Source organism: Lysobacter sp. TY2-98, assembly GCF_003367355.1.
In the GTDB taxonomy this organism is placed as follows: Bacteria; Pseudomonadota; Gammaproteobacteria; order Xanthomonadales; family Xanthomonadaceae; genus Cognatilysobacter.
The window spans coordinates 1589277-1605699 of the sequence record NZ_CP031413.1; the positions used below are offsets into that span (position 1 = coordinate 1589277).

Annotated in this window: 11 protein-coding genes; 7 read left to right on the top strand and 4 right to left on the bottom strand. The window is 67.9% G+C overall.

All coding sequences use genetic code 11. From position 1 onward, the window contains the following. Window positions 1-3: 3 nt before the first annotated feature. From DWG18_RS07555 to DWG18_RS07570, 4 genes are all read left to right on the top strand, one after another. Window positions 4-1317, top strand: a complete 1314-nt coding sequence (locus DWG18_RS07555; protein ID WP_205289320.1) for a hypothetical protein — start codon at window positions 4-6, stop codon at window positions 1315-1317. Between the two features lie 21 nt (window positions 1318-1338). Further along, window positions 1339-2604, top strand: a complete 1266-nt coding sequence (locus DWG18_RS07560; protein ID WP_115646637.1) for a hypothetical protein — start codon at window positions 1339-1341, stop codon at window positions 2602-2604. 8 nt (window positions 2605-2612) lie between these two features. Next, window positions 2613-3551, top strand: a complete 939-nt coding sequence (locus DWG18_RS07565) for a hypothetical protein (RefSeq protein WP_115646638.1) — start codon at window positions 2613-2615, stop codon at window positions 3549-3551. 78 nt (window positions 3552-3629) lie between these two features. After that, window positions 3630-5426, top strand: a complete 1797-nt coding sequence (locus DWG18_RS07570; RefSeq protein ID WP_115646639.1) for a hypothetical protein — start codon at window positions 3630-3632, stop codon at window positions 5424-5426. A gap of 47 nt (window positions 5427-5473) precedes the next feature. On the opposite strand, the gene DWG18_RS07575 is transcribed toward DWG18_RS07570, so the two are convergent. The 3 genes from DWG18_RS07575 to DWG18_RS07585 all read right to left on the bottom strand — a co-directional run bounded on the left by DWG18_RS07575 (window position 5474) and on the right by DWG18_RS07585 (window position 9872). Continuing rightward, complete coding sequence (locus DWG18_RS07575) at window positions 5474-6643, bottom strand: GAF domain-containing sensor histidine kinase (protein ID WP_162823753.1); 1170 nt, start codon at window positions 6641-6643, stop codon at window positions 5474-5476. 146 nt (window positions 6644-6789) lie between these two features. Beyond that, window positions 6790-8361 (bottom strand): hybrid sensor histidine kinase/response regulator, encoded by a 1572-nt coding sequence (locus tag DWG18_RS07580; protein WP_205289321.1) that lies wholly within the window; start codon window positions 8359-8361, stop codon window positions 6790-6792. A 26-nt stretch (window positions 8362-8387) separates the two neighbouring features. Beyond that, a complete protein-coding gene (locus tag DWG18_RS07585) occupies window positions 8388-9872 on the bottom strand; it encodes an ATPase domain-containing protein (RefSeq protein WP_115646642.1) in 1485 nt (494 codons plus the stop codon). Window positions 9873-10147: 275 nt separating this feature from the next. Here DWG18_RS07585 and DWG18_RS07590 point away from each other — a divergent pair, with 275 nt between their 5' ends. From DWG18_RS07590 to DWG18_RS07600, 3 genes are all read left to right on the top strand, one after another. Beyond that, window positions 10148-11632: an ATP-binding protein gene (locus DWG18_RS07590; protein ID WP_162823754.1), complete on the top strand. Its 1485-nt coding sequence runs from the start codon at window positions 10148-10150 to the stop codon at window positions 11630-11632. Next, window positions 11614-12339, top strand: coding sequence for a response regulator transcription factor (locus DWG18_RS07595; protein WP_115646644.1), 726 nt, complete (start codon window positions 11614-11616; stop codon window positions 12337-12339). The genes DWG18_RS07590 and DWG18_RS07595 overlap by 19 nt, the downstream gene beginning before the upstream one ends. 176 nt (window positions 12340-12515) lie before the next feature. Beyond that, entirely contained in the window at window positions 12516-14165 is a 1650-nt protein-coding gene (locus DWG18_RS07600; protein ID WP_162823755.1) for an SEC-C domain-containing protein, read from the top strand. Between the two features lie 87 nt (window positions 14166-14252). Here DWG18_RS07600 and DWG18_RS07605 read toward each other — a convergent pair whose 3' ends face one another. After that, entirely contained in the window at window positions 14253-16271 is a 2019-nt protein-coding gene (locus DWG18_RS07605) for a M13 family metallopeptidase (protein ID WP_162823756.1), read from the bottom strand. Window positions 16272-16423: the final 152 nt, after the last annotated feature.

The following is a 16423-nucleotide window of genomic DNA, read 5'->3' on the forward strand; positions in this document are numbered from 1 at the left end:
GCCATGTCCACCGTCCGTGCACCGCTGTTTCCACCCGGTTCGCGCACCTACACGCCGCCACCCGCCACCGATGCGCGGACGCCGGTGCGACAGGCCGTGCGCAACCTGCTGGAAGCGACGCCGGCGTTCCGCCAGCTTTCGCCCGACGCGCAGCGCAACCTCGCGCAGGGCATGGTGCGCATCGGCGAAGAGCTGGTCGCACCGCGAGGCGACGTCGCGCGACCCAGCGCTCAGGTGCGCGCGCTCGCGGGCGAGGAACCACCGGCGACACCGAAGTTCGATGCGCAAGGCGCGCGCGAAGGTGCGGCCGTCGCAGGCGCGCTGTTGCAGCAGGTGAATTTTCCCGACTTCTGCGCCGGCCTCATCAATGGCGTCTTCCATTCGATCGTGCAGACCTCGATCGAGCAGATGGAGGCCTACGCCAAGCTCGTGGCGGACGTGTCGAAGAGCCTCAACGATTTCCGCGACGAGAACACCACGCAGAACCAGGGTCGCGACCACCTGGTGCAGAACTTCCCCGATATCTTCCAGCTGCAGACCGGCGGCGATGATCCGTTCTCGTTCGGCTCCGGCTCGTTCGCCGACGCGCCCACCCCGCCCCAGCCGCGCGTGGTCTTGCGCGAGGACATCGACCAGGCCGCCGCCGTCACGCGCATCAACCAGTCGCTTCCGCTGGAGAAGCCGATCGACCACATCGACGACGAACTCGTCGAAGCCCTGCTCGTCCCGGCCGCGCGCACGCAGATCGCCAGCGGACGCCAGCAGCTGCTCGCGACGATGGTGATGCTCGGCATCAACCGCATCGTCGTCACTGACGGCGAACTCACCGCCAAGGTGATGTACGACTTCCAGGCGCGCGACAACTTCCAGTTCCAGCACACCGCGCAGTCGTTCGACTACGGGGACGCCACCGTCACCACCGAGCAGGTCGCCAACGGCGCGATCATGCGCAGCGGCCCGACGCAGACGATGATGCGCATGCCCGATGGCCGCGTCGTCGAACAGCGCCGCGATGCCAGCTTCTACACCAAGGGCGACTACAAGAGCGTCAGCCAGCCGCTGATCTCGATGCAGTCGGTGACGCAGACGCAGGGCGACGCGCAGCTCACCGCCAAGGCGTCGCTGGCCGGCACGATGAAGGTGAAGTTCAAGAGCGACTACGTGCCGCTCGACAAGCTCGCCAATCCCGAGTCGATCGCCGCGATCCAGATGAATGCGCAGCCCGGGATGGTCAAGACGCTGGCCGGACGACCTGCGCCCGCGCAGACGCCGTCACCTGCGTCCGCTGCCGCACCCACGCCCGCCCCCGCCGTCTGATTCCTGTCCCGGAGCCCGCCCATGTCCGCCGTCGCGCAACGCCTTCCCAGCAGCGAACCCGGCTGGCTCAGCGACGCCACGCTCGACGTCGTTCGCCCGCACGTGCGTCGCCTTCTGCAGTCCTCGCCCGGCTTCCGGGCGCTGCCGCCGAATGAGCAACAGGAAATCGCGCGCAACATGGTGCGCGTCGCCTCGTACATGGCGAACCCCGACGACCTTGCGCGCCAGGAACTCGGACCGCGTGGCGGCGTGCTCGCACGCGAAGCGCCGTCCGCCACCGCGATGCCGGTTTCGCGCGCGCAGGGCGTGACCACGCGCGCGCTCGACGCGGTCGAGAATGCAAAGAACAAGGCGTCCGACAAGATTGGCACGGCGGCCGGCGCGGATTTCGTCGACGCGTCAACCAGCAAGCTCGGCGCGAATGCGAAGAAGCTGATGGAGGCCGTGGATTTTCCGAAATTCGTTGGCGGGCTCATCCAGAACGTGTTCCAGGCGATCGTCGACGCCACCATCCAGCAGATGCGCGCTTATGCCGAGCTGCTGAAGTCGGTGTCGCAGTCGGTCGACGAGTTCGCGCAGGACAACATCAGCATGGACAACGCGCGCGACTACGTCGCCGGCAAGTTCCCCGATGCGATGCGCGTGCAGAAGAACCCCGACGGTGGCGGCAACATGCTGGCGATGAACGACGTCGAGGACATGGACGCGACGATGGCACGCATCAACGCCGAACTCGGCCTCGCGCAGCCGGTGGACGACATTTCCGACGCCGAGCAGGAAGCGCGTTTCGTGCAGGCCGCGCGCCTGCAGATGGCGCGCAGTCGGCAGCAGTTGCTGTCGTCAATGGTCATCCTCGGCATCAACCGCATCGTCGTCACCGACGGCCAGATCAACGCCAAGGTCGTGTTCGACTTCCGCGCCAGCGACGAGATGATGCGCGATGCACAGGCCGGCCTGACCGACACGCAGTCGAGCTACAACCGCAACAAGAGCGCGGCGGGCGTGCATTTCGGCTGGGGCGCCGCGGGCTCGGTGAACGAGAACGTGCAGCGGCACATGACCACGGTGTCGTCGTCTGTGGACGAGACGTCCGAGTCCAAGCAGGACATGAAGGCCAAGCTCACCGGCGAAGTGCGGGTGAACTTCAAGAGCGACTACTTCCCGATGGAGAAACTCGCATCGCCCGCGATGATCGCGGCGATCCAGGGCAATTCGACACCGGTCGACCCCAACCTCCCGCCGCCGCGCGCGGGCGCCAACGCCGGCACCGCGACCACACCGGCCTGACGCCCGTCATGCGCCTCGCCCCGCCTCCGCCCGACGTCCGCCTGCCGTGGCGACCGGCGCACGCCGGACTGTTGCGCGCCCTCGCCTTCGCGACCGCGCAGGTGGCAGGCCACGAGCGCGCCGTTTCTCTTGCGCTTTCCGCCGATGCCCCCGGCGCCATCGATCTGCCCGAAGGCGCACCGAACGCCATGGACGCCGCGCAGCTGCGCGCGGCGGGGCCGTTGTATTTCGCCGCCGAACTCGAGGCCGCGGGCCTGCTGCGCTGCGGGGAACTCGTCGCCGGCCTGTTCGCGAGCGGCGCGATCACGCAGCCGCTCGGGCCGGTCGCGCAGTCGATCAACACCTTCTGGCGCGGCCGCCGCGATCGCCTGCAGCCCGGTGAACGCGAGGCGATCTTCAATCGCGTCGTGGAACAGCCGCACTTCGATCGCCTGATGATGGCGCTGTGCCGCGCGATCGTTGCGCAGGCCGACAATGCGGACGACCGCGGCGTGCGACCCGACCTGCGCGAACAGACGGGACTCGCCGTCGCTGCGCAATCGCTCGCCGAATTCCTCGCGCAGCGCATCGACGCCATGGCCTCGATCGCAGTGCGCGACGTCATCGACACGATCAACGCCGCGATCGGCTTCCTGCGCGACCGCATGCTGCAGTCCGCGTTCGGCACGCATTCGCTGTGGGCGCTGATCGCGACGGCCTCCAGCAGCGATGGCATGACACCGGGCAGCGCCACGACCGTGCAGAGCCATGCAGACCGCGGCCGCGCCGGCCAGGCCGTGCTCGCGTGGCTTGCGTCGAACTACCAGAGCAGGAACGTCACGCTCGATCCGCGCGCGCCGGCGGACGCCGACCTGATCATGTCCGCGCAGCGCTGGCTCGACGCCACGCCGTTGCAGCCCACGCAGGCGACGCCCGCCCTCACGCCGTCGCTGCCCATCGCCGCCTGAGGCCGCGCCATGCACGCGGCCACGCCCACTCGACGCCCTCCGCCGCCGCCAACGTCGACACGTGAGACGGCAGGAGCGATGGCTGTAACGCCGCCCGCCGCGCACGATCCGCCGCCCAGCTGGATCCGCGGCGCTGTACGTGACGTGCTGGAAAAGGCGCCCGGCTATCACGCACTGCATGAAGACGACCGTCGGTCGCTGGCGCACGCGATGGTGCGCGTGTCGTCGCTCGCCGCGCGGCTGATCGAGGAAGAAGGCGATGCGCATGCGGCCACCGCGCCACCGCGTAACGCGCCGCTCGCGCGTGCGCAGTCGCAACCGGACTTCGGCGCCTCGGCCGACCGCATCGCCGGCACAACGCAGAACGTCCTCAACGCGGTCTCGTTTCCCCGTTTCGTCACCGACCTCATCAATGGCGTGTTCCGCGCCATGCTCGATTCCAACCAGACGCAGATGCAGCAGTACGTCAACCTGCTCAACGCGGTGTCGGCATCGGCCGAGGGCTTCGAAGGCGCGCAGTTCGGGCTGATGCGCGTGCGTCAGTGGCTGGCGGACCACTTCCCCGAGGCCATCGAATACGAAGCCCCCGACGTCGAACCCGGCGAAGCCCCGGACCCCGACGAGATCGCCAATGCACGCCTTCGCCTGCGCAGCGGTGCGTCGATGCCGACGCCGGACATCATCCGCGCCACGCTCGGCATGGCGCCGGAAGATCCGCTGGAGGCGAGCAATCCGGAGCAGCTCGTCCCGATCGCGCGACGTTTCCTTGCGCGGCAACGCCAGCAGATGTTGGCGACCATGGTGATGATGGGCATGCAGCGCATCGTGATCGACAGCGGCAAGATCAACGCCGCGATGCGCTTCCACATCGATACGCGCAGTGCCGCGAACCAGGACCAGGGCAGCCAGACCAGCATCCAGAACCGCATCAAGGGCGGTGGCAGCTTCGGTTTCGGGCCGTGGGGCGCGAGCGCGGAGGTCGAGAACACGATCGGCTATGTCTCGACGCAGCGTTCGCAGTCGACCGAGGAAATGAACACCGATCTCGACCTGAATTCGTCGGTGGAACTGAACTTCCGCAGCGACTATCTGCCACTCAACCAGATGGCGAACCAGGCGCAGGCCGAGCGCATTCGCAACAGCACGATTAATCCCGCGGCAACGGTGGTCGAAGATCCGGCGGCCGCGCGCGCGACCCGTCAGGCCGCGCAGCGTGCGGCGGAAGAAGCGCGACGCGCGGCGACACCGATCGCGATGCCGACCACGCCTGCCGCGCCCTCACCATCGACGTCGACACCGGCGACGACCGCGCCTCCCAGCGCACCCGCCACCGGGGGCGCGACGTCGACAGCGCCCGGCGCGACCACGACAGCGCCCTCGACATCCGGAACCACGACCTCGACACCTTCGACGTCGGGCTCGGGGACGACGACAACGCCCTCGGCACCGGGCACAACGCCACCGCGACCGCCCGCGACGTCGGGAACAGGCGGCACGACGACGACGCCCAGCGGCTCGTCGACAGCCACTGCGCCCGCGGTCGCGCCCGGCACGGCCCCGCCTCCCACGTCGACGACGGCGCCATCCGCACCACCGTCCACCACGAGCGTCACCGCGCCGGCGCCGGCGCCGACATCGGGCAGCGCAGTGGGCACGCAGGTCGGTGCGACGGTCGGCGGCGCGGCAGGCACCGCGGCGGGTGGCGCGGTGGGTGGCGCAATCGGCGCTGCGGCGGGTGGCGTGGGCGCGGTGGTGGGTGCGCCGGTCGGCGCCGCGATCGGCGGTGCGGTGGGCACCGCCGCCGGCGGGCTGCTCGGCGGTGCGATCGGCGGTGCCATCGAATCGGGCCTGAGCGGAAGCTCAGGGACGCACTGAGCGGCCCGCAAGTACGCCTTCGCGCCGGCTCAACGCAAACGTGCGATCTAGGCCTGTACGCCGGGCATCGCCGGCGTTTGCGTCAGGCATCCCAGTGGAAATCGCATCACCACCTCGGTGCCCTGACTCGTGCCCGGGCTGTCGATGCGCACGTCGCCGCCGTGCAACTGCAGGATGCTGGAGACAAGACTCAGCCCCAGCCCGAGCCCCGCAACGCTTCGCGCCGGCTCGTACGAGGGTTTGAAGAACGGCTCGAACAGGTGCGGCAGCGAGTCACGTGCAATGCCGATGCCGGTGTCGCGCACCGTCAGCCATGCGTTCTGGTCACGCACTTCCAGATGCACGTCGATGCGGCCGTCCGGCGGCGTGCAGCGGATGCTGTTGTCGAGCACGTGCGTGAGGGCTTGGCTGACACGACGCGCTTCCCCCCAGATGTCGACCGCCGTGTCCGGCACCGACATGCCCAGCGTGATCTCCGCCAGTTCCGCTTCCGATGCGCGCCGGCGGACCACGTCGGCGACCATCCCGCGCAGATCCAGCAGGCGCGGGTGCAACTTGGCCTGGCCGGTAAGTAGCTGGCTGCCGTCCACGAGGTTTTCGATCAGGCGCGCCTGGCGATCCAGCTGCTCGGAGATGACTTCGGTCATGCGTGCGTCCAGCGCCGGATCGCGTGCTTGCCGGCGCAGATGCAACGACGTGCGCATCGGCCCCAGCGTCTCGCCAAGTTCGTTCGCCAGGCTGCTGAGGAACGCGTCCTTGCGCTCGCTGCTGCGCTTCAGTTCCTGCAGCAGCTGGACGTTCGCCAGCGCCAGCGCGGCCGAATCGGCGAGCGCACGCAGCGCTGCCATTTCCAGCGTCGTCGCCTCGTGTTCCGTCGCCCAGTAGACACCGAGCGCACCTTCCGGCTTGTCGCGGACGATGGGTGTCATCGCCATTGCGCGCACGAACGTCGCTTCGTACAAGGGCAGCGGAATGCGCGGGTCCTGGCGGATGTCCGGAATGATCACCGGCTCACCGGTGGTGATGCACCAACCGGAAATGCAGCTGTCGAGCGCGAAGTCCTGCCCTTTCCACAACGCACCGATCGCGTCTTCCTCGAGATACCGGCAGCGACCGCCATCGCGCATGACGACGGTGACACCGTCCGCGCCGATGAGGTCGCGCGTCGACCGCGCAAGGATGGAAACGATGCTCTGCGCGTCGGTGCATCCTGCCAAACGCTGGACGATGCCAACGAGGGAAAACTCCGAACTGACAATGCCTGTCACACTCACGTTGCGTTCGCCCCCGGCCAAGGACGCGGCATTTATACCCACTCGAGTGTCGCTCGATCGTGAGGGCGCGGTAGGGAACTGTTCATGCATCACGGAACTGCGACCTCGGCACGTGATGGGTGCGAAAGCAGCTCGAGAATGCGCTGCAGCTCCGCGAAATCAGCAGGCTTGCTCATGTGGAAGTCGAATCCCGCCTCGCGCGTACGCGCCTGGTCCGACAGCTGGCTCCATCCGGTGAGTGCGATCAGGCGGGGTCGCGCGTCGACGGCGAGTTCACGGATGCGGCGCGCTACTTCGTAGCCGTCCATGCCGGGCATGCCGATGTCGAGGAACACCGCGGTCGGGCGGTAGCTCTCGACCGCGCGCAGCGCGCTGCGTCCGTCAAACACGACGCGATTGTCGATCTCCAGCGTCTCCAGCAGCAGCCCGAGTGTCTCCGCCGAATCACGGTTGTCGTCGACGACGAGGATGCGCAACGATCGCGAATAGGCGCCGACCGCGCGCGCCGGCTCCGGTCCGCCTTCAGTCCACGCGCCGACCTGCGCGACGGGCAGCCGCACCTCGAACGTCGAGCCGGCCCCCTCACCTTCGCTGCGCGCGGTCACCGAGCCGTCGTGCAGTTGCACGAGCCGCTTCACGAGCGCGAGGCCGATGCCGAGCCCGTCATTGACCTGGCCGGGTTCGCGTGGTCCCTGCACGAACAGGTCGAACACACGCGGCAGCACGTCCGCCTCGATACCCAGCCCCGTGTCCTTCACCTCCACCACCGCATCAGCGCCATCGCGATGCACGCGTACTACGATGCGCGCATGCGGTCCCGAATATTTCGCCGCATTGTTCAGCAGGTTGCTGAAGACCTGCGTCATCCGAACGCGGTCGGCATCGACGATCATTCCGCGCGGCTCGATCGTGACGCTGACCTCGTGGCCCGCCTGCACCATCAGCGGCCGGCTCAGTTCCAGCGCCGATTCGATCAGCGCGTCCAGCATCACCGGGGCGCGGCGCATTTCCATGGTGCCGCGGGTCAGGCGCGCGACATCGACGAGATCTTCGACCAGCCGGACCATGTGGTCGGTCTGTCGCTGCATGATGTCGAGCAGTTGCTGCTCCGTCGGGCCGCCGAGCCCGAGCTGCCGAAGCATGTGTAGGGCGTTGCGGATGGGCGCGAGCGGGTTGCGCAGCTCGTGTCCGAGCATGGCGAGGAATTCGTCCTTGCGTTCCGCCGCCATGGCCTGCTCGTGACCGGCGCGTTCGAGTGCACTCAATTGCGAACAGATCTGATACTGGCGTTCGCGCGCTCGCAACGCGGCGCGCGCTGCGCTGGTGAGCGTGGCGATGCGCATCGGACGATCGATCAGCGTTGCGTTGCCGAGGCTCTCGAGCACTGCACCGATCTCGCCCGACTCCACGCCCGCGCGAGCGACGATCAGGATCGGCAGATCCGACCACGCGGGCTGTTGCTCCAGGGCCGTCCTCAACGCGCCGAGCGCGCCGAGCGACAGCCACTCCTCGCCGACCATCACCGCACCCGAGCGCAACAGTGCGGACGGGTCGAGGTCGGCCAGGCTCGAGCACCGGCGGGTGACAACGCCGGCGCGATTGAGGATGCGCGCGGTCAGCTCCGTGTCGCGCGGCGTCGGCAGCAGCAAACTGAGGTGCATGCCTCCGACGGCGGCCGAACCGGCGTTCATGGGGCAGGCCCGCCCGCGGGCGCGCGCTCCTGCGGAACGCCCGTGAGGACGCCGCGGAATTCGCTCAGCGGTTCGCCGATGGTGAAGCCGGACGCCGTGATCTTCATCGGCCGGATCGTGCGTTCGTGGCTGCCCGTCCGCTTCTTCAACACCGAGATCGCCTGCCGCACCTCGCCGATGGCCTCGAAGTAGCGCAGCAGCACGACCGAATCGGCGAGGTAGCTGACATCGACCGTACTCGTCATCGAGCCGATCAACCCGAGCTGGGCGCTCACCATCAGCGTGATCACGTCCTTCGCGCCGAGGTAGGCGAGCAACTCGTGCATCTGCAGCATCATGTGCTGCTCGTCGGGCATCGCGTTGAAGTAGCCATTGAGGCTGTCGAACACGATGACGCGCGCGCCCTGCTCCTCCACCGCGCGACGGATCAGCTGCGTGAATTCGCCCGGCGTGAGTTCGGCCGGATCGACCGCCCGGAGTTGGACAAGGCCGCTTTCGATGTAGGACTCCAGCGCCATGCCCATGCCGGCTGCACGCGTGAGCAGCGACTGCTCGCTTTCGTCGAACGCGAAGATCGCGGCGTGTTCGCCGCGCTGCGCCGCCGTGATCGCCACCAGCGTGGACAGCGACGACTTGCCCGTTCCCGCCGCGCCCACCAGCAGCGTGCTGGTGCCGCGATCGATCCCGCCACCGAGCAGCAGATCGAATTGAGCGGAGCCGGTCCCGACGGATTCCTTCTTGCCGAGGCGCCGGAAGTGCGCGGCCACCAGACGCGGGAACACACGCAGGCCGCCCGTTTCGATGCGGTAGTCGTGATAGCCGCCGACGGCGCGCCGTCCGCGGTACTTGCTGACGCGCACGCGATGCCGGTCGCCACCGAACTCGGCCGCAGCCGCCGACAGGTTCACGACGCCGTGCACGATGGTATGGACCTGCAGGCCGTGATCGGCGGTGCCGCTGTGGTCGAGCAGCAACGTCGTGCACTGGCTTCCCGCCAGCGCCTGCTTGAGCGACAGCACGTGACGCCGGTAGCGAAGCGCGGAGCCCGACAGCAGGCGCAATTCGGCCAGCGAGTCGAACACCAGGCGTTGCGGGCGCGTCTCGGCGACGCGCTTGAGGATGCGCTGCGTGGTTTCGGCCAGCTCGATCTCGGACGGATGGAACATCGTGTACGGCGCATCGCCGTCCAGATGTTCGTTCCCTTCGAGCATCTCGAAAATGTCGATGCCATCCAGCGACCACCCGTGCGACGCCGCCATTTCGTGCAGCTCGTCCACGGTTTCGGAGAGCGTGACGTAGAGCACGCGCTCGCCCTGGCGCAGGCCTTCGAGCAGGAACTGGATGGCCAAGGTGGTCTTGCCCGCACCGGGCGCGCCTTCGACCAGATAGAGACGGTTGGGCGTGAAGCCGCCGGACAGGACGGCATCGAGGCCGGGCACGCCCGAGCCGATCGCGCGTGGGACGACAGAAGAACGATTCATGAACGGTTTCACCAGCGAGACGGGCGAGCCAGCGACCGTGACCCCGCATGCACGACCGCTTGCGAAGAATCCCCTGCGAAGCGACCGCAGACCCCGCAGAAGCGGTCGGGTCGTAACAGGGCGGCTCAGTATCCGCGCCGCCTCCGTAACGGAGAAAGCGTCGGAAGCGTGGCTTCCATAAATTCTCCGTAACATTTCCTTGACGTATTGCGAGCATGGAGGGCGCGATGAAGAATTCGTCATTCCTTCGTTTCGCAGGCCCGACGTCTATGCGCATGCAGCGTTCGCGTGCGGTGTCGGGCGGGCTCGCACGCGCGTCCCAGCCCGTCCTGGTGATCGCCACGCTGGCCGCCCCGTTCGCCGTGTTCTTCTTCGACAGGCTGGAGCCCGCCAGCGTGCTTCGACCGGACGCGGTGGCCGCGTTGTATCTGCTCGGCATCGCATCGATCGGAACATCCGGATCGAGCCTGCATGCACTGGCCGCGGCACTGCTGAGCTTCGTGCTGTACGAGTTCGGCGCCGCCGAAGCCACGTCTACAGCGATAGCGCTCTCGTCCGGCGACTTCGTGGTGCTCGCCGCGTTCGTGGCGTCCGCCGCGATCGTGGCGTGGGTGGCGGCCGGGCGCACGCGCCAGGTTGCGTCCCTCACCGCACGGCAGGCCCACGGGACGCTCCGCCACGAGCTGTCCGAGCGCCTGGCCGAACACCACGACGAGGGCTCGGTCGCGCGTTCGGCGCTCGCGTTTCTCGAGCGGACATTCGAGAGCGAGATCGTCATGTGGCTCGGGGAGCGCGCCTTCCATTCCGGTGCCGGCACGCGCGTACCCCATCCGCCGTCCTATCTCGGCACGCCGGCTTTCGACGGCAAGTGGCTGTGGATTCCGCTCAATGGCGTCGACGGCCAGCTCGGTGCGGTCGCGCTCCAGCGCGGTCCGGATCATTCCTCCTTCGACGACGAGCTCGTGCATTCGCTGAGTGCCGACATCGCGCATTCGGTCGTGCGTGCGCGGCTGACCGGTGAGTTGCACCAGGAGCGCGTGGCCAACGAATCCGAACGCCTGTGCACCGCGCTGCTGGCCTCGGTCTCGCACGACCTGCGCACACCGCTCACCACCATCATGGGCGCCGCGGAAAGCCTGCGTACCTTCGGCGAGACGCTGCCGACGCAGGACCGTGGCGACCTCCTGTCGACCATCGAGGCGGAGGGTCGCCGGCTCGACCGCTACATCCAGAATCTCGTCGATGTCACGCGCATCGGCGACGGAAACCTGGCGATGGACGTTGCGACATCGACGGTCGACGAGATGATCGCGTCCGCGGTCGCGCGCCTGCGTCGCTACGACCCGGAGGTGCGGCTCGACGTGCACATCGATTCGGACGTGCCGCAGGTGCGCGTGCATGCGGCGCTGGTCGAACAGGCGATCTTCAACGTGCTCCACAACGCATCGAAGTTCTCGCCGCCGGGGCATCCGATCGTCGTGCACGCGGGATTGGACGACCACGTCGCGGTGGTGATCGAAGTCGTCGATGCAGGCCCCGGCATTCCGCATGCGGAGCGCGAACGCGTATTCGACATGTTCTACTCGGCGGACCGTGGCGACCCCGCACGCGCCGGCACCGGACTCGGCCTCGCGATCAGCCAGAGCATCGTGCGTGCGCATGGCGGTGAAGTGAGCGCGCACGCGGGCGGCGACGGCGTCGGCACGCGCATGCGCCTCGTGCTGCCGCTGGTGCCGGTGGGATGCGAGCCGTGCCACTGAAGTCCGAGGCGCTGGCGCCGACGACGCCTGCCCGCATCCTCGTCGTCGAAGACGAGCCGCAGATGCGGAAGTTCCTCGACATCAGCCTGCGCGCGCAGGGCTACGACGTCGTGCTGGCCGGCCTCGGCCGCGAGGGCGTCGAAAGCCTCGCGCTGCACGGCGCCGATATCGTCGTGCTCGACATGCACCTGCCGGACGGGGACGGTCGCCACCTGATCGGCGAGATCCGGCAATGGTCGGACGTGCCCGTGATCGTGCTGAGCGTGACCGATGACGAAGCCACGAAGGTCGAAGCGCTCGATGCCGGCGCGAACGACTACGTGACCAAGCCTTTCGGCGTGCAGGAGCTGCTGGCCCGTATCCGCGCACTCCTGCGGCTGCCGCAGCCCTCGACCACGCGTGCACCGGTGTTCGACGACGGCCTGCTGCACGTCGATCTCGCGCGCCGGCTCGTCACCGTGGGCGGCGTGCCCGTCCAGCTCACGCGCAAGGAATATGCGTTGCTGTCGATGCTGATCCAGCACGCCGGGCGCGTCGTCACCCAGAAGCAGCTTCTCAAGGAGCTCTGGGGGCCGAGCTACGAGAACGACACCCACTACCTGCGCATCCTGGCCGGCCGCCTGCGGAACAAGCTGGGCGACGACGCGATGGCGCCGCGCTGGATCGCGACCGAGCCGCGCGTCGGCTTGCGCTTTATTCCGGGCTGACGTCGGCCCGAGGGTGGCGCGCCGACGGCGACGCCACCCGACCGGCGACTTGGGTACGATCGAGCCCGCGCGATGGCGCATGGCTCGGGAACCTGCGGCCATCCGGTTCCCAATCGCCGGCGCCCGCAATGGATGGCCTGCCCGCTCCCGGAGCGCACACTCGTCGCGGGGTCGCAATGAACAACGTCGGACGGCTGGAGCCCTGCCCCTGCGGAAGCGGTCGACGCTTCAAGCACTGCCATGGCGCGCTCGGGGCGACCGACGTCGAGACCGTCGAGATCCCGCCGGCGCAACTCGAGAACCGCATCCGCGAACACGCGCTCGAATCCTTCGAGCTGCAGCGCCAGCAGGGCCGCACGCGTCCGATCATTTCGACCGTCGTCGACGGATCGCGTCACGTGTTCGTCGGCAACCGCGTCTTCCGCGGCCCGTGGACCACATTCACCACATTCCTCATCGATTACTTCAAGGACACGTTCGGCATCGACTGGGGCAATCGCCAGCTCACGCTGCCGGTGCATGCGCGCCATCCGGTGCTGCAGTGGATGGACGCGCTGCACGAACAGGTCGCCAAGCATCGCGGCAGCAATGACCGACACGTGTTCTCCGTGCCCGATGTCGGCTGCCTGCGCGCGATCCGCAACCTCGCGTATGACCTCTTCCTGATCGAACACCGCATCCGGCCCGATCAGGGGCAGCGCGCTTTCGACGATCTGCTCGATCGCCTCCGCGATCCCGACCGGTTCGACGCGGCCCGTCACGAAGCACGCGTCGCCGCCATGCTGCTGCGCGCCGGGTTCAGCGTGCTGTGGGAAGACGATGCCGCGCCGGACCGAGCCAGTCATCGCGGCGGATTCACGGCGACCTATCCCACAACGGGCCGTCCGTTCCGCATCGACTGGGCGGTCGGCGAGCACAAGCACGGTGGCGATGCGCTGGCGCTCGGCGATGTTCTCGCCGCGTCACTGCAGCAACCCGTCCCGCTTGAACGCGTTGTCGTCCTCGATCTGAATCATGCGGATGCGCCGGGCGTGCGCAAGGAGGACTGGCAGTCTCGCGCCGTCGAGCAGTTGCACGCGCTCGAACAGGACAGGTCGTACGCCGATCTCCCCGCGGCACTGGTCGTCCTGCTCAATGCGCCCGATCGCCACGCGCTCGACGAGTTGATCCCGGACCCGGGCATGGTGGTCGAGGGTTTCAGGATGGACCGGTTCAGGGTTGGCGATCGCGTCGCGCTTGCGCGCGAGGACGACCGCGCGATCGAAATGGAGCGCCTGCTGCAATCCCTTGGCGAATACGGATTCGTGCCCGTCACCTTCGACGGTTCGGTCGCGGGACTCGACGAATCAAGACGTCTGCTGTTCGGTGAGTTCTACGAGCTCCACGAGGCCAGCGGCGTGCTCGAGGAAGCCATTGTTGACGACGGCGAGTGCCACGCCATCGGCTTCGTGCGGACCGAAGCCGGCAACCTGCGCGCGTTGCGGGTCGCGCTCAGCGATCAGGAAATGTGGGCATGGCGCCGCCAGCCCGAATCCTTCTTCGGAATCCTGCATCGGCCGGATCGGCGCGCGCGAAAGCCGCTCGATCTCTATGAATTCCTGTACGCGATCTATCGCAGCGCGCCTAAGGACAAGCTGCTCGCGCTGATGACCGACCAGCCGGACACCGAGCGCCTGCGTGCGATGGATCAAGCGCACCTGGCCAAGCTCTACTGCTTCCGCGTCGCAGCGGAAATCGGCAACTCGCCGGATTCACCCGAGATGCCCGCATGGCTGCGGCACCTGCTCCCGCTCCAGCGTGACGATACGGACAGCGCCCCCGAGTAGCGGCCCCGGTCGTCTCAACCAGGAATCCGCCAGCGACTGCACTCCGAAGCCGTCGAGCTCACTCGACGGCTCCCAAGCCGGCTCAGATCACCACACCTCGCAGCGATCCGCCTGCGGACGCACCATCGCGTCGCCTTCCTTGCACTGGAACGCCTGGCGGAACTCCGGCAGGTTCGACAGCGGGCCGTTCACGCGGTACTTCGCGACCGGATGGGGGTCGCCCTGGATCATCGTGCGCTGCGTTTCCGGACGCGTTTCATCCCCGCGCCACTGGCCCCACGCGATGAAGAACTGCTGCTCGGGCGTGTAGCCGTCGATGGTCGGCTCCGGGCCCTTGCCCTCGCGCGACTTCAAGTACGCGCGATACGCGATCTTGGCGCCCGCGAGATCGCCGATCGACTCGCCCAGCACCAGCTTGCCGTTGTGGTGCAGCCCGGGCGCGATGAAGGTGTTGTCGAACTGCTTGACCACGCACTGGCCCTTCTCGGCGAATTGCGTGTTGTCCTTCGCCGTCCACCAGTTCTGCAGGCGGCCCTGCGCGTCGAACTGCGCGCCCTGGTCGTCGAAGCCGTGGCTGATCTCGTGGCCGATGACGACGCCGATGGCACCGTAGTTCACCGCATCGGTGGCGGTCACGTCGAAGGCCGGCGGCTGCAGGATGCCGGCTGGGAACACGATCTCGTTGAGCAACGGGTTGTAGTAGGCGTTCGACGTCGGCGGCGTCATGCCCCAGCGTGCGCGGTCGACCGGCTTGCCGATCTGGGCGCGATCGTCGTTGACGTTCCAGCGCATCGCGGCTTCGCGCGCGCTCCAGTACGAGTCGCGCGACACGCGCACGCCGTCGTAGGTCTTCCACTTGTCCGGATAGCCGATCTTGGGATTGAAGGTCGACAGCTTCTCCAGCGCCTTCGCCTTGGTTTCCGGGCTCATCCATTCGAGGCCGCCGATGGTGTCGTGCATGGCGAGCAGGATGTTCTTGACCATGTCCTGCATGCGCGCCTTGGCTTCCGGCGGGAAGTACTTCTCGACGTAAGCATGGCCGAGCGCATCACCGAGCACGGCGTCGGTGTCTTCCGCGCAGCGTTTCCAGCGCGGCTTCATCTCGGTCGCGCCGCTCAGGTACTTGCCGTAGAACGCGAACTGCTCGGCCACGAAGGGCTTGGGCAGCGTGTCCGATACGCCGGCCAGCGCCTGCCAGCGCAGATACGTCCGCCACTGCGCGATCGGCGTCGTCGCAAGCTCGTGGTTGAACTGCTGCACGAACTTGGGCTGGGTGACGTTGAGGTCGGCGCGCGGCATATGCGCGGCGTCGAAATACGCGGCCCAGTTGAACGCCGGCGCCAGCTTCTGCAGCTGGGCGAACGTCATCGTGTGGTCCTGCTGCTTCGGATCGCGCAGGGCGACGTTGTCCAGGGACGCCTCGGCGAGGCGCTTTTCGAACGCGAACACCGTGGCCGCATCGGCCTTGGCGGCGGCGGGTGTTTCGCCCGCCAGCACGAACATGTTGGCGACGTGCTCGAGATATTTCGCGCGCGCTTCGACGAAACGCGCGTCGGGCTTGAGGTAGTAGTCGCGATCCGGCAGGCCGATGCCGGCAGCGCCGATCTGCGCGACGACTTGCGTCGGGTTGTGCAGGTCCTGACCGGAATTGAGCGCGAAGGGTGCGGGGATGCCGAGGTCGTTGAGATGGCCGATCGTGCGCTGCAGGTCGGCGGTCGTCTTGATCGATGCGACTTCGTCGAGCAACGCCTTCGCCGGCGCGAGGCCGCGCTGGTCGATGCGGCTCTCGTCCATGCAGGCGGCGTAGTAGTCGCCCGACAACTGTTGCGCACTGCCCTGCGGCCAGTCGGTCTTCGCCGACACCTCGGTGAGGATGTCGCGCACGTGTTCCTTGTTGACCTCGCCCGACTGCCAGCGGCGGCTCCAGCGGTCCATGTAGTCGGGGATCGGATTCTCCTTGCGCCAGGTGCCGTTGGCGTACTCGAAGAAGTCGGTGCAGGCGTCGGCGCTGCGATTCACGTCCTGCGGCAGGATGCCGTGCAGCGGCCCCGCGGAAGCGATGCCGGCGGCGAGAAGCAGGGCGAGCGTCAGGCGGGAGCGTTGCATGGGCGCGATGTCCGTTCGGGCGAGTGCGCCGAGCATGGCCGCCGCGCAAGCCTGCTGCCTATGCCGGAGGTCCCGAACACGGCGGCGCGCGTGACCTTCTGACGAGCGGTCCACGTGCGATCCGAATACGTCGCGCGCTTGGGCGCCGCGTG

Excerpts from the sequence above, each read along its gene's own strand:
- DWG18_RS07555 (WP_205289320.1), top strand. The coding sequence starts at position 4 with ATGTCCACCGTCCGTGCACCGCTGTTTCCACCCGGTTCGCGCACCTAC.
- DWG18_RS07560 (WP_115646637.1), top strand. The coding sequence starts at position 1,339 with ATGTCCGCCGTCGCGCAACGCCTTCCCAGCAGCGAACCCGGCTGGCTC.
- DWG18_RS07565 (WP_115646638.1), top strand. The coding sequence starts at position 2,613 with ATGCGCCTCGCCCCGCCTCCGCCCGACGTCCGCCTGCCGTGGCGACCG.
- DWG18_RS07570 (WP_115646639.1), top strand. The coding sequence starts at position 3,630 with ATGGCTGTAACGCCGCCCGCCGCGCACGATCCGCCGCCCAGCTGGATC.
- DWG18_RS07580 (WP_205289321.1), bottom strand. The coding sequence starts at position 8,361 with ATGCACCTCAGTTTGCTGCTGCCGACGCCGCGCGACACGGAGCTGACC.
- DWG18_RS07585 (WP_115646642.1), bottom strand. The coding sequence starts at position 9,872 with ATGAATCGTTCTTCTGTCGTCCCACGCGCGATCGGCTCGGGCGTGCCC.
- DWG18_RS07590 (WP_162823754.1), top strand. The coding sequence starts at position 10,148 with ATGCAGCGTTCGCGTGCGGTGTCGGGCGGGCTCGCACGCGCGTCCCAG.
- DWG18_RS07595 (WP_115646644.1), top strand. The coding sequence starts at position 11,614 with ATGCGAGCCGTGCCACTGAAGTCCGAGGCGCTGGCGCCGACGACGCCT.
- DWG18_RS07600 (WP_162823755.1), top strand. The coding sequence starts at position 12,516 with ATGAACAACGTCGGACGGCTGGAGCCCTGCCCCTGCGGAAGCGGTCGA.
- DWG18_RS07605 (WP_162823756.1), bottom strand. The coding sequence starts at position 16,271 with ATGCAACGCTCCCGCCTGACGCTCGCCCTGCTTCTCGCCGCCGGCATC.